This window comes from Nonomuraea sp. NPDC049269, assembly GCF_043197155.1.
Taxonomy (GTDB): Bacteria; Actinomycetota; Actinomycetes; order Streptosporangiales; family Streptosporangiaceae; genus Nonomuraea.
On sequence record NZ_JBICSO010000002.1, the window covers coordinates 347,341 to 370,152 of the forward strand.

Below are 22,812 nucleotides of genomic sequence, written 5' to 3' on the forward strand. Positions count from 1 at the left end.
GCCAGCGGTCTTGTGAATGCATAGGCCTGACTTCTGACGGCTACTCACAAACCGGTTCCTCTGCGGCGATGGGTAGGCTTATCGGGAACACAGACAACCGTTCGTGAAAAGGTAGGGTACAGTAGGTTGAATTAGAGATCAAAAAAGCTTTTCCGCATTTACGGCCATCTTCAACCCAGAGAACACTGCCTACGCGAGATCGGTTTGAGGCCTGAATACACGCGCATAGGAACCCGATGGCATACAGGTTTCGATCAAAACCAGCGAGTTCGCTTGAAAGTTCCCCCGGGTCGATTCTCACATTGTTCGACTCCGCTCGGATAACCCTCAAGTACCTAGGCTGGAAACGCGATCGCGGCCGTCTGAACAACCAGTGTGTCCATCGGTCGAGACGCAGGTTGCTAAACATTGCAAAGCTGAATTCGGTTTTTAGACCGAAATATGGCGCTAGTCCGTTCATCGCGAACAGTGCGGTAAAGATGGCAAGGCCGCTTATCGGAGCGGCACCGTTAACAAGAAATGGATTGCTAGCATTGGCCGCGATGATCATCCAGAAGAGAACCAACCAGACTCCAGAGAAGCTCATGTGGTTGGCAATTGCAAGGGCACGCCAGCGATAAGGAACATGGTTCCCTAGTACCCACCCCATTACCATCCCAAGGAGCAGAAGTAGATAATGAGATCGCAGGCAGAGCCATAGGTCCATCGAAGACAGCTCCGGACGGAATGAGACGAGAGCAGCGATCATCATCATTGAAAAGTGCACGTGCGCCAGAATGCCAAAGGCATAATGGAGAAGCATGGCAGCTACGATCGCAACACGTTGGGTATCGGAATTCGTGAGCAGAATGGGGATGCCTATTTCAGCCACTACTATAGCATAGGGGGCTTTTCGGAGGGATTTGGGAATTCGCTCGAGTTCGGCTCCCTTCTGCAAAAGATAATGCACGGGCAGCCCGACGCCGCAACTAAGCATGGGGTCAAAGAAGTCACGGTTGAGCTTGTGCACCCCTGCAAAACAGTACACCAGAACAACGGCGACGCGGCACACTGTTGCGACGAAAGCAATCCGACTTTCGGCGTTAGAAATGCATGCCGAGCTCGCATATGCCCCTAGGATGAAGCACGCAAGCACGATATGGTTTGGAAGTCTCCTCGGAAAACTAGCGCTGTGTACAGACAGCACAGCAAATGCGATAGCGGCACTTGCTGTCGAAGGCGCAGCAATCAGTGCAACAGAAGCGCTAGCAAGTAGGGCGTGTACGAGCGCGTGACAGATTCCTGAGAGTCGCAAACCGAGGACAGGCGCCAATCCATCTGTGATGTAGGCAAACCCACGCGCGGAAAGATACACAGCCTCGTGCAGTAGGAGTCCCGACCCGATGAGCTGAAGTGTTAATGTGGCAGTCAAGATGGTCGCTCTGAGAGATCCTCAAGGAAATCGATTCCAAATAGCTGCGTCAAACGGCCAGAAGCTGTTGAGGTGCCAAATCCAGGGGAGGCGGCGTGAAAGTGACGAGCATCAAACAAGGCAACGCGATTGAACTGCATTGGCACATAGCCGATCTCTTCCCACTTCGATGGATCTGCCCCCTGGCTACGAAGCATCGAAATAGTGTTTGAATCAGCACCTACAAACGACTCAAGCTGCGTCTCTCGGTGCCGATAGAAGATTACTCCCTTTCGTCCGTTGCAAATCTCGGGCGTTGAGAGGTAGCATACTCCGGCCCACCGACCTGTGCGTCGATGGAAGTGCACCGTGTCACGATCGCCTTCAAGCGAAAGAGCATATGCACCCGAGGACGGAATACCCCAGAAACGAAAGGAGGACTCGACACTATCCCAGTCGGGTTGCTTTTGGCTCGAGATGATGTGGGCGAGCCGAAAGTACGTCGTTTTGGCATCGGGATGACGCTGCAGTGAATTGCTTGCTACTCCACTGCCGCTTAGATGACGCTCGAATTGGCAGCGAAGCCCGAACTCGCGTACGGAGGCAGCGTCCACGTAGAACTCGTCAATCACACGAAGGCGGCGAGCGACCGACGGCGTCCAGTCATAATTTGTGGTCAGTTCGAGCATGGATTGACTCGGCTTAGTCGTGAATTGCGGCAGGCAGGCGCGCTCTGATCCAAGCCGGGACCCCTTGCTCCTCAAGGTACCTGTCCGTCACGGACTTGAAGGCGTCCCGGAGTTCGTGCGTTTGCAAGTCGTAGCCATTTTCCTTTGCGTATTGCTGCAACTCCGTAAACGAGCCAATACTCGCCGTTCGCTCATCGGCCTGACTGATAATGCGCTCGACGAGCTCTATAGCCGCCGGCGTGCCTGCCTTGTGGGTGTGTGGCATTTCTTGATTTTCCTTTGTTTTGGGCAACGTTGAGTGATTTACGTTGCACGTGAACGATGGCTTGAGAGCTTGAGGAGAATACCAAAGTCATCCGCCCAACAGTGGCGCTTCAAAGCCCACCTTTCCCCGCTACTAGAAAAGTCAAAATAGACCGATTGCTTGGCCTCTCGTTGCTTCGACGTTGAATCGTGAGTGCATGAGATCCAAACGAAGCCTGATACTCCCCTCAACTTGAAGAAGGCGCAGGACCCCATCCTGACCCTTCGTGTTTCGTTACTTACCCATCGTGACGATACTCCATGCCGGCGAGCCTCGGCGACGAGCCGGGCAAGCGTGTCGGAGCTCGGCAGAACCGCGTGGTTGTCGAAGAAGAAGACACACTCACCGCAGCCCGGCAGGTGCCAGATGATGGTGAGGATGGAGCGGCCGACCGCGACGATGGCGCGTTTCTCGCCGCGGCGCCGGGCGATGCGCCCGTAGCGTTCGCCGAGGAAGGTGTTGGTCCTGCCCGCTATCACCGCTGTTTCGCCCAGGATGCGGGCCAGGTAGGGGTTGCCGTGGCCGGTCGCGCTGTGGCCCTTCTTGCGTCCGGCGGATTGCTTGACCCCTGGCGCGAACCGTGCCCAGGAGGCCAGATGCTCGGCCTTCCACGCCGCAATAGCCTCCTCATCCCGCTCCATCGCCCGCCGAACCGGCACCGGCACCGACCAGCCATGGCCGTGTAACAGCTTGCCCACGCCCTCGGTGGTGTAGCCGATGTGAAACAGCCGCCCGATCAGCGTCTTGACCCGGCCCAGCGTCCAGCACTGATCCTCGACGTATCCCCAGGCCAGCGGTCCGCGTCGCAGCTCGGCCTCCAGCCGCGCCCATTGCCGGGCCGACAGTTTCTCCTTCGACACCGGCCCTTTGGAGCGCAACGCCTGCGTCCCACCCTCCAACCAGGCCTTACGCCAGCGCGTCACCGACCGCTCGTGCACCCGTAATCGCGCGGCGACCGTCTTGGTCGACTCCCTGGCCTCGAACCACTCGGCCGCCTGCAGCCGTACACGCTCGCGCCGTTCCTGCTAGGCAGGCGTGTACCCACCCCTCTGCCCACACCGCATACCACGGTCGTACCACACCGAGCGCTATCCGTCGCGACCCGAATACACTACGCATTCGACCTGTGTAGCCGTGCCGTTGCGGCCCATCAAGTCAGCTACCCCGGCTGAGGTCTGCGACCTCAACAACGAACTCCTGGCTCGTGGCCGCGCTGACGCTGCGTATCGTTATCAGAACCTCTTAAGGGACTGGGCAAGAGCTGATTTCGTCGCAGACGAGCAGTTACGGCGACCCCCGTCCGTCGTGTCCAAGACCAGCCTCTCGCCGACGTCTGCCAATCTATGCTGCGCCAGGCGCACAGCCCCCACGCCATTTTGCTTTTCAGCCCAGCATCAGGCATCGTCGAGATCCTCCGCCAGCCAGATCTTCAAACAGCGATGCTCCGATAAGGCTCTGAGCAATAGTCGGGTCCTATGGATCACGCTTTCAAGCGGCTGGACAACTCAACGTATAGGGCTACCAGTGAGCGGTGGCCTGTGCCGATGGCGCTTGAACGGGGTGCGAATGGTGCCCCTGCGCCTGGTATCCCTTGTCGGCGAAGGCCTTAACGCCGGCAGCGGTCAGGGACGCGATCAGGCCTGCGGTGCGTACAGCGGTGGTCATATTAGTATATCAATAACGATATATGCATTTATTGGCCGCGGGAGGGTTTATCCAGCCGCCCATTAGTCTAGGTGTATCTAAATTAACAGTGAGCTAAATGCGAGGTATTCGCTAGACGCCTATGGCCACCGCCTCCGTTAGGCGATATATAGAAATGACCCTCGGCGACCCAAAGGCTATCAATGTTAGTCATGGTAAGCGTTGGCGCCATTGAGTCCGAATCCTCTAGGTGTTACAGTTGCAAGGAGTTTCTACTTCAAGATCCATGGAGCTCATCTATGGCAAAGGTTTATTGAAGCCCGAACGCCAATACATTTAATGATGGAGGCAGGTATGGCTTTCGTGCCCCAAAAAATCTCACTCGAAGAAATAGTGCGCATGCTCCAGGCTGACAAGGAAGAATACTCCAAGCCTCCCCTTACAGTGCTCTTTGGTGCCGGTTGTTCATCCTCCGCCGGAGTACTCTCCTCTGCAGAAATAGTGCGTCTAATACGCGCGAACTACGCTCCTTATATTGACAAATGGACGCCAGACCCTTCGTCAAATGCTCCAAGCACGTACGAACAGTATATGGATAGACTTGATCGAGATAGGCGTGCCATCATAGTCCGTGAGGCCGTCGCTGCGGGCATGAACAATGGGCGGAGCAAGCTAAATTGGGCACATTTGGCCCTTGCATGGCTTCAACAGGCCGGATATATCCGCCTTAGTCTCACCACTAACTTCGACCATCTGATCGCTGACGCCTACGCGCTAGTTGGCGAGCCAGTACGCACCTTCGATCTTGCCACCGCAAGCACCTACCCGCCAATCGACCATACAGCGAATCGCGCCTTTGCCTATGGCACGATTGTGCACCTCCATGGTCAAGAACCATTGCTTCATCTGGTCAACACGCGACGCGAAGGCGCGGGATTGGACAGGCGCTACAAAGAACTGTGGAACGATGCCTTGTCTGGATCCAATCTCCTAGTTGTTGGTTATAGCGGAAAGAGTGATCGAGTCATCCGAGCCCTCACTGCGCTGGATAAGGCCAAGGGTTCTACGATCTTTTGGGTCACCCATGAATACGCTCCGATAACGGGAAACGCTCTACAGTTGGCCAGGAAGTGTGAAAAGTTTAAACTTGTTGAAGGATACGAAGCCGACAGCTTTATGGCTCTTCTAGTAACGGAAGGACTCCGGCTGCCAACTATCGAACCACTAAAATTGCCGCCCCAGCAATTTCTGCGCACACAGCTTGAGCGTGTCATAACAGAACCCTATCCTGCCTGGAGTCGTCCCATGGCTGATGATGATCCAGCTAGATTTAACGATCCCGTTGTCGAGATTATTGGCCTTCTGTCAAAGCAGATAGATAAGTGGTATCGAGATCAAGAACGATCTGCGGGTATGGATTTGCTGATGGCCGGTTTCGGTAGGGATCGGCCTGAGATCGACGCGGCATTTGAATCATGGGCTGAAGATAGAGAAGATCCAGGGATTCTTCGATCAGCATTGCGAAACGCCATTCGCGCTACCGTTTCAACGGGTAAGCTGAACGATGCCCAGCATTTCAGAGAGCTATTGCGCCAACTGATTGCATCCCCAAGCTCGGCATACGATTTGGTGGACTGTATGGATCTGGCTGAGTCTAGCCTTGCTATCTTCGGGCTCCAGCGCGCGAAGAATAGAGAGCAAGCTGAACGTGAACTCGAGGACGCCGAGAATTACCTCTTGCGGGCGCTCACCCTCGATCCGGATCACAGAGATGCCCTACTCAAGCTCGGGGTGGCCATCGGTGAGCGTGCTAGATTGGTTTCCCGCAGGGATGCAAGCGCTGCCGAAGCCCTGTACGTAGACGCAGAGCGGCGCCTCCGTCATGCGCTCGATCTAAATCCGGAAGACCCTGTGATACTTCACAACCTGGGGCTAGTCAGCGGAGAACGCGCGTTGATGATTTCGGAGAGGGATCCAGAAGCTGCCGATGCCCTGTATCGGGACGCTGAGCGGTCCCTTGCGGATTCCCTCTCTAGGCGTCCGAATCATCCCGGCACCTTGTTCGATCTTGCGTGCCTCTCTGCGCTAAAGGATCCTATTAACAGAGCAGTCGAAAGAGTAATTGACTGGTGGATGCATGACCCGCGAGACGCAGAGGCAAAAAAATCCGCCATCGAAGCTGATGTCACCTTTGACAGAATACGTGACGAACCAGAGTTCGTAGAAATGCTAGAGCAGCTCAGTGTGGCATAATCATACTGCTGTGCTGCCTCCGGTGCTTGGGTCGGGCGCCTCTACGCTCTGGTCGCGCACCAAGGTATGAACGCGACGAGCATCTCGCAGTAAGCGTACGGAGGAATTCGCCCCCCTTCGAAGGCGCGGTTGAAGTTCCTCGGTTCGATCGGCGTGCCGGTTCGAGTGGTGAACGCCAGGTCCGAAGGCTTCCACCTGTCGCCGGCTGCCTTGCATGCCTCTTCCTGGACGCGCTGACGGTGCCGGAGCGCCGAGACGCAGAGGCCGGACAGGGGGAGGGATGCCGTCGAGTCGTCGGTCTTGGTCGTCTTGCGGTGGAGAAGCCGGCCGCCGACTCTGGTGAGCTGACGGGAGATCCAGAGCTGTTCGCCGCCAAGGTCTACGCAGTCCCAGGCCAGGCCGAGGACTTCCCCGCGGCGCAGGCCCAGAACGAGGATGAGTACGTAGGCCGCATAGAGGGGGTCGTCGACCTCTCGTAGGTGTTCGAGGAACTTGCGAGCCTCGTCGACCGTCCACACCGCGTGCTGGCGCTCGGCAGTGTGGTCAGCGACGCTACGTTCTTGGAGATCAGTTCCTCCCGTAGGGCATGGCCGAGGGCGGAGCGCAGGACGCGACGGATGCCCGCGATGGTGCTGCGGGACGGGTAGCCCTTGCAGCACTCGCTGAGCGAGCAGTTGCGGCATGAAGGCCCGGGCGTCTAAAAGGAGGGCGGGATCGTCTGCGTAGAGTTACGGTCGGGGTATGAGCCCCGTGGCGCCCGAGGTCGTGCTGGCCGCCAAGCTTCAGGAGCTGTTCGCGAAGATATGCGAGCAGAGTGATCGACTGAGCGATTTGCCCGACCGGCAGGCGACGGGCCAGGTGGCTGCGTGGTCGGTCGTTCAGGAGGTTAATGCGGTCGCCGCGGACGTCGCCGAGCGGAACAGGTACCTTCGTCGGTCTCTGACTGGACGACAACGAAGGCCTGTGAGCGTTCACTGGGGGAGGGCGCTGGATGGGGACGCGCTGCATTACCTTGGCGTAGTGGGGGTGCTTCGTAGCCGGCGATCGGTGCCCGATGATCTATGCGGCCAGGTCATGGCGTTCTTGGCGGGGCCTTCGATTCCTATCCAGCGGCATGTGGTGATCAACGCCAATCTTGATCTCGCCGAGCCTGTGGAGGTGGCCGGGTGGCAGCTTTGGCGTCCGACGCGGGAAGAGCTCGATTCGGTGCGTCCGGTTCAGGCGGCTATGGCATATGCGCCGTCCTCGGGATGGGATCCCCTGTTGTTCGAGGGCACTTGCAGCATGCTTTCTCGCATCGACGCGGAGGCGAACCCGAGAAGTCATGTCACCCGTCTACTCCCAGCTTTTATCATGGACGAGATATTTGGGCCGGAATTGAGCATCGCCGCCTGGCCGCCGCTGCTTCTGCTTAATCTCTTCTGCGATGATCCGGTCTCCGTGGTGTCGGAGTACGAGGTGGAGCCGGGGCGTTTTATGGAGATGGTCAGAGGGGAAAGGCTGACCACCACCATTATCGGCGGCCCAGGCGATGAACACGAGATTGTGGCGTTCGGCCCCTTTTGGGCATCGGGCGCCAAGTTGGCTAGCTTGCTCAGATTCCTAGCGCTTCTGTCCGACCATTTGGACGGGTGGTTGCCCCGAAGGAGAATGGCGCATCAGAAAGGGCATCCCTTTCACCGTCTTCAGCGGAGTGCACAGCGATTGCTGTCGCTCAATCCATGCATCGGCTACGACGGCACTGTCGTCTTCCGCAGGCGGTCTGGGGAAGTGGTGCTTTGGTGCGTGGCCGCCCTCGAGCACCTGCTGACCTCAGCCGGGGAGAGGGACGGCGATCTCACCCGCCGTGTCGCCCAGCGGGCGGCCGTCTTGGTGGGCCACGATGACGAGCACCGGCTTCAAATCGAAGAGTTCGTCAAGAGCGGGTATCGAGTGCGGTCCCTGCTCGCGCACGGAGACGCGCCCAGTGATAGCGGCACCACTGAGGCGCTAGCTGAGAGCATGCGCAGGTTGCTTCGTGAGGCGATCACCCGCCGGATCGTCCTCGGGCCGGAGATCGACATAGCCATGTCATGCGACCGCGCGTTGCTCTCGGCGAGCGAACGGGGGTCCGTCATCGCGGCTCCGTATGAGCAATTTCGAGCCGCTCTATGAACCGGGGGCCTCACTCCTTGAACATGACGAGCAGGCCGTATCCGAGCGGCGCCCCGATAGTGATCGTCGCCGTAATCCGGGGGGCGATTGGCTGACGCCGTGACGATCGCGTACTTCGGTGCACGCCGTTCGTGGTCGGGGCGATCGCCGTCAGGCCCCTCCTTCGTCGGGTCCCGCCATCGGGTGACCATGGCTGAGGTGACTGCCGTGCCAGCGGAAACATTTGGCGCTGGCCGATCTCGCTAACGCTGTCGCTAACAACGACCTTGGACGATCACGGACGTAGGTGCACTGGGATCGCGCGATAGAGGCCTGTGACCTGCATGTCGAGGCACAAGAGGACGGCTGTGGACGATCACGTTCTCACTCGTAATAATGTGTTCGGCTGCGGCCGGGGACGATCGATGGGCTCGGTCTTGTCTGATTAGGGTGGCGGGTTGCCGCGGTCCTCCTTCCTTGGCCGCTGAGAGGTTCGGGGTTATGGCTCGAATGTCGTCGGAAATGCGTTTCCGACGAGTTTGTAGCCTATCTATGCAAGTGCCGTATGATCTACTCATGTCACGAGGGCAACATCGACAGCCCGCTCGCGGAGGTCTTCACCTTACGAAAGAACAGCATGCCCTGCTAGCTCTTGTGACCTGGGCCGTCGCTGTGGTTTCGATGACTACCGATGTAGTCGGATCTTTCAAAGATGATCCAGCTCCAGTTGGCGTCGCTGTTACCCCTACGAGCGGCACGGCGGAATCCACTTCCAGCGGGGCTGAAAGTGATATGCGTGATTGGGTGGAAACGGCGCGAAAGGTATGCACCGACACCTATTCCGACAACTTTGATGCTTGGCGCATGTGCTACGACCAAATCGTCAGCCGCGCTGAACTGTCTGTGGTTGACAGGCCCGTTCGCTTAGTCAAGATATCCCAGTAGGATGCCTCGGTGATCTACGATGGCGACCTCGTGAGCCGGTTCACCCGGCACAGCGCTGTGCGCCGAGGTTGTTGTCGTTGAAGTTTGCCGAGCGATGAAGTTCTGGGTACAGCAGCGCTGTACAGCAACACCACCTCGCACGATCACACGCCACCGAGCCGCATCTACCGCCTGAGCACGCAGAAGTGTCGCTGACGAGACGCTCGCCCTTTCCTACGGATCAGAAGGTTGGGGTTTCGAGTACCTCCGGCCGCACACACGCTGGAAGGCCCTCCGGGATCATCCTGGGGGGCCTTTCTCGTACCCACCCGTAACCCGATTCGGTGGTTGGCCGTCTGATGCCCGCCCCGCCACAGAGGGCCTCCGCTTCGCTCCGGGCGTCCTTCTGGGGGCGCCTGCGGCGCACAACGGGCTTCGCTTTCTGGGCGCTACGCGCTTTCAGGGCTCAGGCGTTGCCTCCAGCCGGGCCGAAGCCCCGGCCCCTGGAGGACCTCGCTCCGCTCGGACGCCCTCCCCAAGCAGGCTCCGCCTGCGAAGACCTTGCTTGACCCTAGACCCGCCAATGAATGGACGGCAGGTGCGAAGTCACATTTTTTTCTACGCGCCCACCCGATCGGCCAGCCCACGCAGGTCAGGCGAGGCAGGATCCTGCATGGACAGCAGGTCAGACGCCAACTGGCGGACCACGCGATGGTTGCGGATCTGCTCCGGCGTAATGGACTCGGCCTCCAGGAGTACGGCCACCGCCTCGTCGACCTGGCGTCGCTGTGCATGCGCGCGAGCGAGGTCGACGTACAGCCGAGCCTTGCGCTCACTCGACAGCGTCGAGGTGTCCACTGCGGTTCCTACCCGCAGCGCGTGTCCGGCGTCGCCCAGCTCGACCGCGACGGCCACCTCGTGGAGGGCGACGTTGGCCGGTCCGAACTCGGTGTTGTAGTCGTTGTGCCCGTCACCGACCCGCTCGGCCATCTCGCGAGCTCGCGCGAGGTGCCCGTACGCGGTGTCGGCCTGGTTCAGCCGGGAGGCGGCCACGGCGCGTTGCAGGGTCAGGCTGCCCCACAGCGACATCGCTTCGGGCTTACCCTGATCGGTGAGGAACCACAGGGCGTCGGCGGCGGTGCGGGCGGTCTCCTCCACCTGGTCGAAGTGGCGCGCTCCGAGGAAGACGAAGCCGAGCCGGAAAGCGCCGGCCGCCATCATCAACGGATCACCCGCACGCTCGGCCGCGCTGATGGCCCGGTCGGCGGCGATCCATGCCGCTTCAGGCTCACCCAGCTTCGCCAACGACGCCGAGCACGCCTGATACGTGACCGCCAACAGCTCGAACAACTCGGCCTGGCGCTCGGGCGGGGCCGAGCGGACGGCGTTCTCCAGGATGGGCACCAGGCCGCGAAGCAGGTCGGCCAGTTCGTCGTAGCGGGCTTCGTGGGTCAGCTCCCACGCGTGATCCACCCGCGGCTTGAGCTGCTTGGTGGCAGGCACAGGGGTGGCGTGCAACATGGCCTGGAGCGAGTGAGCGCCCGACAGCACGAGGCGCAGCCCGGCCGTACCGGGTACCTCGTCGTTGGTGGCGGCGACCACGGGAGCTTCGGCGGCCAGCTCTGAGAGCGGCACATCGAGCGTCTCGGCGACCTTCTCCAGGACTGACATCCGATCGACTTTGCGTACGCCGCGCTCCACCTGGGAGATCCATGCCACCGATCGGTCCACCAGCCGGGCCAGTTCCACCTGAGACAGGCCTCGTCGCTTGCGCTCCTGGGCGATGCGTCTGCCCAACGCTCGCTGGTACTCGGTGCTCACGACGCCGTGCCCTTCCCGCTCTGTAGTTCCAGCCAGTCGACCTCGACCGAGGCCAGCAGCGCTTCGCGAGCCCCCAGGAACCGCTTGGTGTGCTCGGTCTGCTCGTGGGCGTCGAAGGCTGAACGGTCTCGGTACAGCTCGTAGAAGATCCGCTGGAGCGGCTGGCCGTCCACCCGGTGTGAGGCGTACACGAGCGTTCCCGGCTCGTGCTTGCGGATCGCCTCGATTGTCTCACCGACGAGCTCGTCGAACGCCGCGGCGCTCGTCTCGTCCTTGCAGGTGAATCGCACCATGAGTCCGAACATGTGCACCCTCCTCGGGCCGCCGCCTCTAACTGGATCTCTGCTCTTTACCTGACCAGTACTTATTGTGCGGCGCAAGTACATCAAGTCGCTTGTACTAGAAGTATAGCACCAGTACTTTAAGTACTGATAGCAGTTGGCAGGGCTTTGACCTGCACGAACGTGAGGTAAGCCGACGTGACAACAGCCTTGAAAAGCCACAAAGAGATCCACCGGTGGTGCCGCAACTTCCCAGGCACCAGGAGCCAGATACGCGAAGCCCGCCGCTTCGTCACCAGCTACCTGGCCGACCGCCCCGAAGCCGACACAGCCGCACTCATCGTCTCCGAACTGGCCACCAACGCCATCCGCCACACGCGCAGCGGCCAGGTCGGCGGCAATTTCGGGGTGACCATCCACGCGGGCGGTGAACTGCTGATCCTCGCCGTCCTGGACGATGGCGGCCCGACGGGCCCGCACATCCGGCAAGCTGCCGAATCCGAGCAAACCGGTCGTGGCCTTCACCTCGTCGAGGAACTGACGACACGCTGGGGCGTCTACGGCGACGAATACGGTCGGACGGTCTGGGCGCTCCTGGCCTTCGCACCAGCCCCGCCTGTCAGGTGACATCGCGCCTGGCTCCCCATGTGCCGCCGCCGGAGCCGAACTGCACCCCATTGATCTGGATGAAGCCACGCAACGACCCGCGGTGCCGGGTGATCGCCTGGACCTGCGACTGCGACGAGGTCGTATATGAGCTGTGCGCCGCCGGCGGCCAGACCTTCATCAAGCGCACACACCTCAACAGCCCCACCACCCATGAAACCCACCGCATGAATACACGCGAGGGAAGAGACATCTGGCGGGCGCTACTGTCCGGGCGCGTGCGATAGGCCAGGTAGTCCGCTCAGCCAGCCAGGAACTGTCTAGGACACTAGGCACAATCAAGATCATCCAAGACGCGCTCGACTCTGGATGAGAACTTTCTCTACGGTTTTCAAGGGCAGCCCGCCTGCGGCGACCTGCCGTGCGTCGGGCGGTCGCTGGCCGCGCTGCGGCTCTTCGGCCGGTCGCGACCAGCGCCGCCCACGCTCCACGTACCTACGCAACCATGTACCGGGTTCTCAACTTCCGGGAGCGCAAGGCTAACTCTGCGTTCATATATTTCTCGAGCTGGCGTGGACGTTTTTGCCCGATTCGGGCATAACGGCCAGGTCTGCATCCTTCATCCCACCTCAGAAGGTATAGCGCGAAGGCTCGATGATCTGATTAGGTTCTGGGATGTCGGTCCCCTGCCAGTGGAGCGTGCCATGTCGTCAATGTTGATGCGTATGTCGTTGGATGACGGATCGGGTCAGTTCATCGTTGCTGACGTAGATGCGGTTGACCTGGATGATGTCGAGCTGGTCTCGGGCGAGGGCCGCATTGCTAAGGTCTCAACGAGCCTTTCTCAGGCGTTCGACAATGTCGAGCCTGCCTTGAAGATGATCGTAACCCGTCTACGGGACGCTGCTCAGGCTCCAGAGGAGATCACAGTAGGATTCGGGTTGAAATTCGGTGGAGAGACGGGACTAATCTTCGCCAAAGGGAAAACCGAAGCGTCGCTGACGGTATCAGTAACGTGGTCAAAGCGCCCGAAGGAGGAGAACTCCCAACAGGGAGAAGCTGAAGATGACTCAGACGACCAGCCCTGAGACCTCCATCGTGCAGGTTCTGGGACCTGCGGACGCGCCGATAGGCATGGGCTTTATCGCGGGTAGCCGACATCTAGTCACGTGTGCGCATGTCGTTAACGCCGCTTTAAAGCGTGAGGCACGGGATAGGTCATCGCCAGGCCAGCCTTGGCTACAAGTCGAATTTCCGTTTGCTGGTGAGGTGGGTGATCGGATTGTGCGGCGTGCCCGAGTTGAGTCATGGCTGCCGCGCGAGGACGTTCCGTTCGAGATCCTAGATGTTGCGGGACTACGGCTTGATGAGCAATTGCCTTCAGGTGCAGAACCAGCAACCCTCGCCTCTAGGCAGCAAGCCGGAGAGACGCTCCGAAGAGTGCAGTTCTGGGGGCCCGGAATCAAGACTGTGCGGGGAGGTCAACGGGAAGGTCACGTTACTGGCGAGTCGCTGGGGAGGACTGATCGGGCTCGTCTTCAGGTTAATCAAGAGCTCGACGGAGTATTCCGTGCAGGGCCTGGTTTTAGTGGCGGCCCTGTCTGGGAAAAGACCACGGGGCAGGTCGTCGGAATTATTCAGGCGGTGCCAACTAATTCCGACGCAATTGATATTTATGTAATCGACGGCGACCTGCTTGTTGAGGCATGGCCCGATGTACTGTACCGCCCACCTCCCTGCCCATATAAAGGGCTGGCGGCGTTCACCGCGGACGATACGGAGCATTTCTTTGGACGCGAAGAGTTCACCGAGCAACTTATTGGGGCCGCACAAAGCGAACCCGTTATTACTGTGTTCGGCCCATCAGGCTCAGGGAAGTCCTCAGTAATCGCCGCAGGTCTTGTCCCTGCCCTTCAATCGCACGACGGCCTCGCAGTGGCAACATTCAAGCCGGGAAGTCACCCGATATTAAATCTTGCCGGCTCATTGGCAGGCCTAACTAGACATAATGCAACGGCCTCTCTGTCTGAGCTCGACAGATGGACGGAGGTTCTGCATCACGGCGGCATGGCAGGCGCTTACGAGATAATTACAGCAGCAACCGGCGCGCCGAGGCTCCTGATCGTTGCGGATCAGTTTGAGCAGCTATTTACTGATTGTGTCGCACTTGATCGTCAGGCATCCTTGCTGAACCTCCTTCAAGCGCTTGTTCACGACTGTCCCGATGGTTTGCAGGTTGCCATCACTATCCGAACGGATTTCTTCGGTGAACTGTGTGCAGCTGACGACCCACTGGGTTCTTACATACAGGCAACCGCTCACGCTCTACGCCCGATGACTGATTATCAGCTCAAACGAGCCATTATCCGCCCAGCCGAGGTAGTTGGAGGGAATAAGCCGACTCAATTTGACGATGGCCTCGTCGATTTGATTTGTGATCATTTCCGCGGGCAGCCAGCAGAGCTCCCATTGCTAGAATTCACACTCACTCGTCTGTGGGAGTTGCAGCATAGCCGTGTATTGAGTCTGAAGGCGTATCGCGACCTTGGCGGTGTTGCGGCAACTTTGGCTAGCTATGCAGACGATGTAGTCGGCAATCTTAACCCAGCTCAGTATGATGCTGCGCGGCGTATTTTTACAGAGCTCGTTCAGCCTACTCGAAAGGACATTGCACGGCAGGCTCGGCAGGGTGACCTTCGCCCTGCCGACTGGTCTACGGTCGAGCTTCTTCGAGACCAGCGTCTCCTTGCCATCAGCAGACCCACCGATGGTTCTGGGAATCACATAGTTGAAGTCGCGCATGAGGCCCTGCTCCGCACGTGGCAGCGTTTGCATGATTGGCTGAGCGCCAGCGAGGTATTCAGTGAATGGAAAGCGCGTACAATAGTCGCAAGGGATGTTTGGGAGCGATACGACAGAGATTCCGAACTTCTCTTGCGTGGTCCGTTATTGACGCAAGCGATGCAGATGGCGCGCAAATATCCGGAAGATGTTTTGGGGTTGCATGATTTCATAAACGCGAGCAGGATTGAAGCCAGGGCAGGGCAGCGACGCCCAAATCTAACCGTGCGACATGCGATTTCACTCCGCTTAGCTCACCGCAGCGAGATAATGCTGCGAGAACAGCGTAACGATCCTACAATAGCGATCGTGCTCGCCATTCATTCAGTTCTGCAGCTCCCCACCTGGCAAGGACACCAGGCTCTACGCCAGGCGACGAGAGGGCTCGGAACCCATGAGGGTGGTGCAGCATGGCAGGGGCTAATCCGCGAAATAGTATTCAGTCCCCATGGGACACATCTTATCAAGATCAGTACCGACCCGGGCAAGCCACAGTGGGAGATCGTCGTAGGAACAGGTCCTTCTCGCCTCATGCACGATGACGCTGTATATGCTGTAGCTTTCAGCCCAGATGGCTATCATCTTGCTTCATTCACCAGTAGGGCTGCAAATATTTGGGACCTAAATACAGGTAACCTAACTATCTGCCTAGGCCAGGATGGAAGTGATGGATGGAATGATTTTTCCTTCAGCCCTGATGGGACAAAGCTAGCCATTGCAGGAGCTGATCGCACTGCGCGCATATGGGCCGTCAGTGCAGGTATTGAGATAAGCCAGTTCGTCCACGAAGATGAAGTAAAAGACGTCGCATTTAGTCCTGACGGAACTAGTCTGGCCACCGCCAGCGGCCATACCGCACGAGTTTGGGATACTGGCACTGGAAGTGTTACTGCCGTCTACGATCATGGCAGCGATATACATGGTGTGGCGTTTAGTCAGGATGGCGAGCACATCGCGACCATAGCAAATCATATATTGCATATATGGAGCGCGCTCACTGGTCAAGGCATTGTGCGGATCAGTAATGGTGAAGAGATCTTCCGCGCCTACTTCAGCCCCGATGGGAGTTGTATTGCTACTCTTAGCGAACATGTCGTTCGCGTTTGGCAGGTCGGCACCGGCGTGGAACTGGTCAATTTCTTGCATGAGGAGAAAGTGTTTGATGTAGATTTCAGCCCCAATGGCACCTATCTCGCAACGGTAAGTGGGTCGATTGTACATATTTGGGATTTCGCTACAGGGCTCGAAACTACGCGCATCGCACTTGATGGTGCTGCACTTGGCGTCACCTTTAGTCCTGATGGATCGTATTTAGCTACCGCTGGTGCTGACCACACCGCACGTCTCTGGAATCTGGATAGCTGCTCAGATTCTACTCGCCTCAAGCATACGGGCCTAGTATGGGGCGTCGCCTTCAGTCCTGATGGTAACCACCTGGCCACCGCCTGCAGTGACGGCACTGCCCGAATCTGGGAATCCAATACGGGTACTGCCATAGCCGATTTGATCCATGGCGATGAAGTAAACAGTGTGGCCTTCAGCCCAGACGGAAGCCAGCTCCTTACTGCATGTGATGATGCCACTGCGCGCATTTGGAACGTAGTTACAGGTATAGAAGATGCTCGGCTTGATCACTACGGGGCAGTTTGGCAAGCTTGTTTTAGTCCAGATGGCCTGCGTGTCGCAACGGTAAGCAATGATGACACTGTCCGGCTATGGGAGACCGGAACGGGTTTGGAAATAAGCTGTCTAATCCCCGGCGGACAAGTAAATGCAGTTGCCTTCAGCTCCGATGGTGCTCGTCTCGCGACAGGAGGCAGTGACCACGCTGTGCGTATATGGGACCTAAGTACGGGTCTGGTTATTAGCGACCTTGCGTACGAGCATGCAGTGAATGGGCTCACATTCAGTACCGACGGCAACATGCTCGCCATTATTTGTAATCAGGTTGTGCATGTTTGGGACGCGAATGCCGAGGTTGAAATCGTTCAGCTGGAGCATCCGAGCGAAGTATGGGGGGTCGCATTCAGCTCTGACAGCACCCATCTTGCTACTGGGAGTAGCGACCGGGCGGCGCGGATCTGGGATCTTAGCACGGGTGCCGACATCATCTATACAATTCATGACGATCAGGTTAATTGCGTCGCTTTCAGTCCCGACGGTGCTCATCTTGCTACAGCAAGCCTCGACGGCACTGCATGTATCTGGTGGGTTATGCCACAGGCGGCGGCCCATGAGGCACTTGCGCTGCTTCCTAGAAACCTTACGGCCGAAGAGTGGAGCCAGTACCTTCCAAGTGCTGATTTCCGAAAGCTGCGACCTGACGTTGGATAGAGATCTTGGTGAAGATCTATTCAGATGTTTGGAATGGTGGCCGTGTCGATCGCCCACTTCTATCCTCACCGTAGGATGCGGGGGCGATCGGTTGCCTGGCACTCCCTTCATTGGGATTTGCCATCGAGCGCCATGAGCGACAGCACTGACGACAAACGTCAGTCACCTCCAGCGCGTGCTTGCGCACCCGTGACCGCTGACCTCGCGGAGTGTGAGCAGCAGGCGAGTCCGACCGCCTGAGATGCGGAAGGCGAGGCTGCCGCGGGGCTTCCGTTCCTCAGGCCTGGCGGCCCTGCGGTACGGGTCCCCTTGCCACTGGATAAGTCGGCTGGTCGTCTGCCGAACTGCTGTAAAGCAGCCGAGTACAGCAACGCCAACACACCTGAGCGCGTGGCATCACCCGCCATCTACCGCTTGTCCAACAAGAAGACCACTCGGCCATGTGTCTGGCTCCCGTTTGCAGGCGGGAGGTCCAGGGTTCGGTTCTCCCAAGCCTCTAGATCAGTTGGGCCAGGATCGTCGCGAACAACGGTCTACTTCCTGACGGCTGGCCGGCTTTCCTGGATGAACTAAAGCTGTTGGACCTACGATGACGGCCGTGGATGTGGACTGGGTCGCTGTTGCCGTCGCTGGAGTTACCGGCACGATCGCCATTGTGATCGCTTACGCCTCGTACCGGGCGTCAGCACGATCAGCCGACGCCTCAGAGACATCGGCTGTCGCTTCGAAGGACTCCGCCAAGGAGGCCGCCAAACTCACTCAGATCGAAAGCCAACGGCGCCAAGATGAACGCGAGGACCGCCACGAGCTGCTCGCCCCCGCCCTGCCGCGGGAGATCGAGACGACGTTGGAGCAGGGCTCGATCAGTGGCCACAAGAGCCTTTTCGCCAATGTCGTCGTTACGTCCCCCCGTAACTATCGCGCGCATGTAGTGGGCTGGACCGGGACCTCGATGGTGCCTGTCAGCGGGCTCGACCTGCAGGTGCTGGGGCAACGGATGTACAAACTCCACATTGAGCACTGGGCGGCTGACCAGGAAGCGCCTCACGTTAAAGAACTACGGTTCAAGTTCTGGCCCCCGATGGGTGTTGACGAGAGCAACCCGTGGTCATGTGCTTGCGGTCGGCCCACAAGTGAGGACACAGAGCGGCTGGGCCATTGGGAGATTCGCCTTCCAGTTGAACGACCGAGGCGCCCGCGGATCCGCATCCTGTCCCCATAAACAGCTACTCGACGACTTTGTCCATCGAACCCGGAGGGGTCCGCCGAAGCCGCAAAGCCGAGTCCCCGCGGCGAACGGGGTGACGACAGCAGTCAGCCCGCTATGCAGCCTGCTGTACAGCAACACCGCCTTACGCGATCACACGACACCGACCCGCATCTACCGCCAGAGCAGGGGAGAAGCTCGTCGACGTGGGCCTGCCCTTCTCTACGGATCAGATGGTAGGGCGCATGGATCAAGGAGCGAGAGTTCGTCTGCTGGGCGGACTGAACGTCTCTGCAATCAAGGCAAGTCAGGCCGCCGCGAGCGCCGATGTCGGCTGACGATCTGTCGTGTCCAGCGCATATACCAGTCCAGGAACGGCACCGGTTCGCTCCAGCCTCCATGCAGACGGCCCGACGGCTCGACATCCCTCCAGGGAGCCGATGGCCACCAATACATATCCTTCGCCCAGCCCATCTCGGTGAGCCAGACAGTGCCGGCGTATTCACCGTTCATGGCAAGCATGCTGATCCACGAGCACCCGTGGCTGCACAGGAACATGGTTCCAGGCGAGGGCTTGTCCATCCAAAGGGTGGGATCTGCCCCGTCGACGGCGAGGCGCCGCAGTTGCCGCACACCATCCCGAGTCACCGGGAAGGGCTCCCAGGGGTAGGCGGCGACCTCGGTTTCCTCCTGAAAGTACTCACGCTCCAGTTGGGTCTCTTCCACGATCCAACACAGGTCGAGCAAGTGGCTGGGCGAGACTCCCCGGCCGAAACGCAGCAGGAACGACCGGAACTCGTCAGGAAGCGGCGCGCCGATCACTTCCTCAAGGTCCACGACCTCGGATTCGGGCAGAGGAACAGCCGTCGAGAGATCAGCGAGCCGGGATAGTTCAGTAGCCATTTCATCCAGGCTGAGGTCTGATCGCAATGGCTTCTCCGGGTTGGAGGTCAAGACGCACAGGCTAACGGAGTCGAAGGCGGCTGCGTTCTGCCTGGGGCGGCGAGCCTGAGCATCCGGCCACAGGCAGGGTGATGCGATATTCGCCGAATGCCGCTCTACATCCCTCGCGAGGACGCCGGTTACCTCAGTGGCGCCGTACCGATGCTGGTTCTCGTCTCGACTGAACTAATCGAGCGGATTCCCGTTTTCCAGCTCGATGCAGGCAGGCCGTTGCCCTGTGAGGGCTGGCAGATCCTCGCGGCCTGACAGCCTCGGTGGTCGACGGCCCTGGTGATTCTGGGATCTTCGTCGAAGGCGTCGTCCGTCCCGAGGAGACCGAGGAGCGCTTGGCGTGGCTGAAGGCCATGGACCAGGCCGGTGGTGCGGTCGTGCTGGTCGTCGACTCGCACGTTTCGGTGGACAACTGGACGGCCCTAGCAGATGGTGGGAAGGCCCAAGGCGGGTTCGTGCCCACGGTGCACCGGACCAATTGATCGCCGAGAGGCGGGCGGCACCTGCATGCCGTCTCGGTACGGCCATCGGCCCGATCGATCTTGCTAACGCCGCTGCTAACAACTTCCCCGGACACCGGTGTACGCCCGTGGAACCAGATCAAGTCGGGGAGGTCGTTGAGCAGGTGCTTCTGACGGCGGTGGACACTTTTGGACGATCGCGAACTGACTACGGATCAGAAGGTTGGGGTTTCGAGTACCTCCGGCCGCACACAGCATCACCAGGGAGTTCCTTGATCTCAAGGGACTCCCTGAGTCGTTTCTGGGGGCCGACTGTAGCGACGCCGGTTCGTTCACTGAGGTTCGCCTCCGTTCGTAGTCGTCTTTTCACTTCGTTGATGTCGGGCGATGTACTCGTCCACAGCCTTCGAGATGAGCCACGATCGGCTCCGGTCCTCTCGCTCGCCGATGGCGTCGAGCCCCGCCTTCTGCTCGTCCGTCAGCCGGACGGTGGTCGGCTTGTTCGACACGACTACATTGTAATACGGATGACTACATTCGACTACACCTGTTTCAGATAGGCCGCGAGTGCTGGAATTGACCGCAGCCGTGTAGGGCTTCTCTTCGTGTTCCTGCACTTCAGCGGGTGTTTGTAGAGCTGTGTAGGGTCTATCTGTTCCACCTACGCGCCTATACATACAGAACCAATACCTGGATCCCTACACACCCCTACACTTCCGCAGGTCAGCAGCGTGCGGGTTCATTGAGCGAGGCGGCCGAAAAATCCGAGCCTGGCCAGCATCTACCGGGCCCTGGGCTGAGCACGACAAGCGGCAGGCCTACCCCGAGGCCGTCGAGGCGGCGTGGGTCGGCCATGACGAACAATGTGGGCGTGAACGTTTGGGTGGTACGTCCGTGAACTGGTGGCAGGGACTGCTGGGGTTTGTCGCTGGCTTGCTGATCTCGGTGGTGACCACGCCTGTCGGGGTGTCTGGAGCGGTGTTCCTGCTTCCGGTCCAGCTCAGCGTGTTGAATGTGCCCAACCCAGCGGTGACGCCGACCAACCTGTTGTTCAACGTCGTGGCCACTCCGGGGGCGTTGTTGCGCTACCGCAAGCGCGGCGATCTCGGTGGGCCGTTGACCCGTCTGCTGGTGCTGGGTACCTTGCCCGGCGTCGTCATCGGTGCGCTGGTGCGGGTCTTCCTCCTGCCCGGCTCTGGGGTGTTTCGCCTCCTGGTGGCCTGTCTGCTGTTTCCGCTGGGCTTATGGCTGTGCGTGCGCACGCTGCGCCCGGCGCGCGGCCACGGTGCGCCGGACGGCCCGTCGCCGCCTATGATCACCGCGCTTGCGGTGGCCGTGGGGACGGTGGGCGGGATGTACGGCATCGGCGGTGGGTCGCTGCTCGGGCCGATCCTGGTGGGGCGTGGACTGCCGGTCACGAAGGTCGCCCCCGCCGCGCTGGCCACGACGTTCGTTACCTCGATCGCCGGGGCGCTCACTTACGCCGTGCTGGCGCTGAGCACTCCTGGCGATATCGCGCCTGAGTGGGGGTTGGGCTTGCTGTGTGGGCTGGGTGGGCTGATCGGCGGCTACGTCGGCGCTCATCTGCAGCCCCGGCTGCCGGAGACCGCGCTACGGCTGCTTCTGGGTGTTTTGGCCACTGCTTTGGCTTGCCTGTACGCCGTCCAGTCCCTGATCTGACCCCCGCGCCAGGCGGCGCTCCCAATCCACCGGCTGGCCGTCCGGTCGGGACCGCTGCTGCCGGTTGGGCGCGTCCTACGGTCGGCGAGATTTTGACGGGGCCGGGATCTGGCTGCCCGCAAGATGGCGGCTAGGTCCTCGGGGACGGGCCCCTCCAGGCGCTGCCGCCGCAGGGGCGGGTCGGCGCCTGGTTTGGCGGAGTGCTCTGTATCAGGGTTCGGTGAGGTGGTGGTAGGCGTCTCGACTCGGGCAATCGATCGAGTGAACCGTCTGGGCCGGTCATCGGCTCGCTGCGGTGTGGGTGCCGGTGCGGGGCACCCACGCTTCTACCTGGGGCCGGCGTGGGTGCCGGACGGTGCGGGCAGAAGTTCGGAGGCGTTGTCGCGGCCTGCCGGCCAGAACAGGGGCTGGTCGAGGCCGGGGTAGCGGTGGTTTTGGATGAGCGCTTGGGTGGCGGGCTGGAGCAGGTGGTCCTGCAGGGCCAGCGCGCCGGCCACGTTCGCGCGGGGGAACTTGGCCAGGTTGACCACGACCGACACCATGATGCGGTGGAACATCTCATCGCCGTACAGCACAGGGCGTAAGGGGAGCGGGTTGTCCTGCTGCCAGACGAGGAACGGGGTGAGGCCCCAGAGGCTGTAGCCCCGCTGCTGGGCGGCCGCTCGCATGGCCGCTTGCGGTTGGAGTCCCGTGTCTTGGTACCAGCCGGTCTTGTCCGGTCGGCCGGCGGCGTTCCACAGGATGTCGGCGATGTAGGTCAGCCCCGGCGTTGCGGTGGCGATGAAGGGCGCACGCGCGGCGGCGATGCGGCTGAACGCCGCGACGGGATCGGTGAGCCCGGCCACGCCGGCCGGGTCGCTCGTGTGCATGATCAACGCGGTGGCGTTGAACAACACCGTCCGTGGCCATTGGCCGAGGCCGTCGGTGATGAACGCTTGGGTGTCGGTGTGCCCGAAGTGGGAGAAGATGAGGTCGGCCTCGCCTGCGCGGGCCTTGGCGTAGACGTCTTCTCCGATGTAGACCTGCACGCGCCGGCCGGTTCGCGCTTCGAACGGGGCGAGCAGGCGCGGCAGCAGGCCTCCGTCCTGGATGGTGGTGACGCTGGCCAGGCGGATGGTGGTTCTGGTCGCGGCCGCCTGGCCCGGTGTCGTGCTGGTCGCCGACGCGCTCGTCGTCCACCCCGTCACGCCTGCCGTTGCCAGTGCGAGCAGGCCGCCGGCCGTCACCGCGTCCCGGCGCGATAACTGCGGTGCGCGATCTTGTTGGTGCGCTTCATCTTGAGCGTGCATG

At 60.1% G+C, this 22,812-nt stretch carries 19 protein-coding genes and 2 pseudogenes; 9 read left to right on the forward strand and 12 right to left on the reverse strand.

The genetic code is table 11. The features are described from left to right. Window positions 1-40: 40 nt before the first annotated feature. From ACGFNP_RS11240 to ACGFNP_RS11260, 5 genes and pseudogenes are all read right to left on the reverse strand, one after another. Window positions 41-1,009 carry a hypothetical protein gene (locus ACGFNP_RS11240; protein WP_393317286.1) on the reverse strand — a complete coding sequence of 323 codons (969 nt, stop codon included), beginning with the start codon at window positions 1,007-1,009 and terminating at the stop codon, window positions 41-43. A 398-nt stretch (window positions 1,010-1,407) separates the two neighbouring features. Beyond that, on the reverse strand, window positions 1,408-2,079 hold the full coding sequence (locus ACGFNP_RS11245) for a hypothetical protein (RefSeq protein ID WP_393317289.1): 672 nt from the start codon (window positions 2,077-2,079) through the stop codon (window positions 1,408-1,410). Between the two features lie 303 nt (window positions 2,080-2,382). Beyond that, window positions 2,383-3,243 (reverse strand): winged helix-turn-helix domain-containing protein, encoded by an 861-nt coding sequence (locus ACGFNP_RS11250; RefSeq protein ID WP_393319648.1) that lies wholly within the window; start codon window positions 3,241-3,243, stop codon window positions 2,383-2,385. A gap of 18 nt (window positions 3,244-3,261) precedes the next feature. Continuing rightward, window positions 3,262-3,390 (reverse strand): annotated as a pseudogene (locus tag ACGFNP_RS11255) (helix-turn-helix domain-containing protein); the annotation flags it as partial. 516 nt (window positions 3,391-3,906) lie between these two features. Next, window positions 3,907-4,042, reverse strand: a pseudogene (locus ACGFNP_RS11260) (IS5/IS1182 family transposase); the annotation flags it as partial. Between the two features lie 339 nt (window positions 4,043-4,381). On the opposite strand from ACGFNP_RS11260, the gene ACGFNP_RS11265 reads away from it, so the two are divergent. Next, window positions 4,382-6,280, forward strand: a complete 1,899-nt coding sequence (locus tag ACGFNP_RS11265; RefSeq protein WP_393317292.1) for an SIR2 family protein — start codon at window positions 4,382-4,384, stop codon at window positions 6,278-6,280. Window positions 6,281-6,321: 41 nt separating this feature from the next. On the opposite strand, the gene ACGFNP_RS11270 is transcribed toward ACGFNP_RS11265, so the two are convergent. Beyond that, window positions 6,322-6,798: a site-specific integrase gene (locus ACGFNP_RS11270; RefSeq protein ID WP_393317295.1), complete on the reverse strand. Its 477-nt coding sequence runs from the start codon at window positions 6,796-6,798 to the stop codon at window positions 6,322-6,324. 223 nt (window positions 6,799-7,021) lie between these two features. On the opposite strand from ACGFNP_RS11270, the gene ACGFNP_RS11275 reads away from it, so the two are divergent. After that, on the forward strand, window positions 7,022-8,434 hold the full coding sequence (locus tag ACGFNP_RS11275) for a hypothetical protein (protein WP_393317298.1): 1,413 nt from the start codon (window positions 7,022-7,024) through the stop codon (window positions 8,432-8,434). Between the two features lie 1,521 nt (window positions 8,435-9,955). On the opposite strand, the gene ACGFNP_RS11280 is transcribed toward ACGFNP_RS11275, so the two are convergent. Together ACGFNP_RS11280 and ACGFNP_RS11285 are read right to left on the reverse strand one after the other, a co-directional pair. Continuing rightward, window positions 9,956-11,158, reverse strand: coding sequence for a helix-turn-helix domain-containing protein (locus ACGFNP_RS11280; protein ID WP_393317301.1), 1,203 nt, complete (start codon window positions 11,156-11,158; stop codon window positions 9,956-9,958). Beyond that, a complete protein-coding gene (locus ACGFNP_RS11285; RefSeq protein ID WP_393317304.1) occupies window positions 11,155-11,463 on the reverse strand; it encodes a putative quinol monooxygenase in 309 nt (102 codons plus the stop codon). Before ACGFNP_RS11285 ends, ACGFNP_RS11280 begins: the two co-directional genes overlap by 4 nt. A 174-nt stretch (window positions 11,464-11,637) precedes the next feature. Here ACGFNP_RS11285 and ACGFNP_RS11290 point away from each other — a divergent pair, with 174 nt between their 5' ends. Then, on the forward strand, window positions 11,638-12,066 hold the full coding sequence (locus ACGFNP_RS11290; protein WP_393317307.1) for an ATP-binding protein: 429 nt from the start codon (window positions 11,638-11,640) through the stop codon (window positions 12,064-12,066). Here ACGFNP_RS11290 and ACGFNP_RS11295 read toward each other — a convergent pair. Further along, window positions 12,059-12,226: a hypothetical protein gene (locus ACGFNP_RS11295; protein ID WP_393317310.1), complete on the reverse strand. Its 168-nt coding sequence runs from the start codon at window positions 12,224-12,226 to the stop codon at window positions 12,059-12,061. The genes ACGFNP_RS11290 and ACGFNP_RS11295 overlap by 8 nt on opposite strands. A gap of 523 nt (window positions 12,227-12,749) precedes the next feature. Here ACGFNP_RS11295 and ACGFNP_RS11300 point away from each other — a divergent pair. The 3 genes from ACGFNP_RS11300 to ACGFNP_RS11310 all read left to right on the forward strand — a co-directional run bounded on the left by ACGFNP_RS11300 (window position 12,750) and on the right by ACGFNP_RS11310 (window position 18,442). Then, window positions 12,750-13,133 carry a CU044_2847 family protein gene (locus ACGFNP_RS11300; protein ID WP_393317313.1) on the forward strand — a complete coding sequence of 128 codons (384 nt, stop codon included), beginning with the start codon at window positions 12,750-12,752 and terminating at the stop codon, window positions 13,131-13,133. Between the two features lie 46 nt (window positions 13,134-13,179). Then, entirely contained in the window at window positions 13,180-17,220 is a 4,041-nt protein-coding gene (locus tag ACGFNP_RS11305; protein ID WP_393319650.1) for a trypsin-like peptidase domain-containing protein, read from the forward strand. Window positions 17,221-17,818: 598 nt separating this feature from the next. After that, window positions 17,819-18,442 carry a hypothetical protein gene (locus ACGFNP_RS11310; RefSeq protein ID WP_393317316.1) on the forward strand — a complete coding sequence of 208 codons (624 nt, stop codon included), beginning with the start codon at window positions 17,819-17,821 and terminating at the stop codon, window positions 18,440-18,442. Window positions 18,443-18,724: 282 nt separating this feature from the next. On the opposite strand, the gene ACGFNP_RS11315 is transcribed toward ACGFNP_RS11310, so the two are convergent. After that, complete coding sequence (locus tag ACGFNP_RS11315; protein WP_393317319.1) at window positions 18,725-19,381, reverse strand: SMI1/KNR4 family protein; 657 nt, start codon at window positions 19,379-19,381, stop codon at window positions 18,725-18,727. A gap of 96 nt (window positions 19,382-19,477) precedes the next feature. On the opposite strand from ACGFNP_RS11315, the gene ACGFNP_RS11320 reads away from it, so the two are divergent. Together ACGFNP_RS11320 and ACGFNP_RS11325 are read left to right on the forward strand one after the other, a co-directional pair. Continuing rightward, window positions 19,478-19,636 carry a hypothetical protein gene (locus ACGFNP_RS11320; protein WP_393317322.1) on the forward strand — a complete coding sequence of 53 codons (159 nt, stop codon included), beginning with the start codon at window positions 19,478-19,480 and terminating at the stop codon, window positions 19,634-19,636. 80 nt (window positions 19,637-19,716) lie between these two features. Further along, window positions 19,717-19,863 carry a hypothetical protein gene (locus tag ACGFNP_RS11325; RefSeq protein WP_393317325.1) on the forward strand — a complete coding sequence of 49 codons (147 nt, stop codon included), beginning with the start codon at window positions 19,717-19,719 and terminating at the stop codon, window positions 19,861-19,863. A gap of 311 nt (window positions 19,864-20,174) precedes the next feature. Here ACGFNP_RS11325 and ACGFNP_RS11330 read toward each other — a convergent pair whose 3' ends face one another. Continuing rightward, window positions 20,175-20,519, reverse strand: a complete 345-nt coding sequence (locus ACGFNP_RS11330; RefSeq protein ID WP_393317328.1) for a CopG family ribbon-helix-helix protein — start codon at window positions 20,517-20,519, stop codon at window positions 20,175-20,177. Window positions 20,520-20,736: 217 nt separating this feature from the next. On the opposite strand from ACGFNP_RS11330, the gene ACGFNP_RS11335 reads away from it, so the two are divergent. Then, window positions 20,737-21,522, forward strand: coding sequence for a sulfite exporter TauE/SafE family protein (locus ACGFNP_RS11335; RefSeq protein ID WP_358438502.1), 786 nt, complete (start codon window positions 20,737-20,739; stop codon window positions 21,520-21,522). 326 nt (window positions 21,523-21,848) lie between these two features. Here ACGFNP_RS11335 and ACGFNP_RS11340 read toward each other — a convergent pair whose 3' ends face one another. Continuing rightward, complete coding sequence (locus ACGFNP_RS11340; RefSeq protein WP_358342309.1) at window positions 21,849-22,811, reverse strand: hypothetical protein; 963 nt, start codon at window positions 22,809-22,811, stop codon at window positions 21,849-21,851. Window position 22,812 lies beyond the last annotated feature (1 nt).

Excerpts from the sequence above, each read along its gene's own strand:
- ACGFNP_RS11305 (WP_393319650.1), top strand. The coding sequence starts at position 13,180 with ATGGGCTTTATCGCGGGTAGCCGACATCTAGTCACGTGTGCGCATGTC.
- ACGFNP_RS11300 (WP_393317313.1), top strand. The coding sequence starts at position 12,750 with ATGTCGTCAATGTTGATGCGTATGTCGTTGGATGACGGATCGGGTCAG.
- ACGFNP_RS11285 (WP_393317304.1), bottom strand. The coding sequence starts at position 11,463 with ATGTTCGGACTCATGGTGCGATTCACCTGCAAGGACGAGACGAGCGCC.
- ACGFNP_RS11245 (WP_393317289.1), bottom strand. The coding sequence starts at position 2,079 with ATGCTCGAACTGACCACAAATTATGACTGGACGCCGTCGGTCGCTCGC.
- ACGFNP_RS11330 (WP_393317328.1), bottom strand. The coding sequence starts at position 20,519 with ATGTATAGGCGCGTAGGTGGAACAGATAGACCCTACACAGCTCTACAA.
- ACGFNP_RS11320 (WP_393317322.1), top strand. The coding sequence starts at position 19,478 with ATGCCGCTCTACATCCCTCGCGAGGACGCCGGTTACCTCAGTGGCGCC.
- ACGFNP_RS11275 (WP_393317298.1), top strand. The coding sequence starts at position 7,022 with ATGAGCCCCGTGGCGCCCGAGGTCGTGCTGGCCGCCAAGCTTCAGGAG.
- ACGFNP_RS11340 (WP_358342309.1), bottom strand. The coding sequence starts at position 22,811 with ATGCACGCTCAAGATGAAGCGCACCAACAAGATCGCGCACCGCAGTTA.
- ACGFNP_RS11265 (WP_393317292.1), top strand. The coding sequence starts at position 4,382 with ATGGCTTTCGTGCCCCAAAAAATCTCACTCGAAGAAATAGTGCGCATG.
- ACGFNP_RS11295 (WP_393317310.1), bottom strand. The coding sequence starts at position 12,226 with ATGAAGGTCTGGCCGCCGGCGGCGCACAGCTCATATACGACCTCGTCG.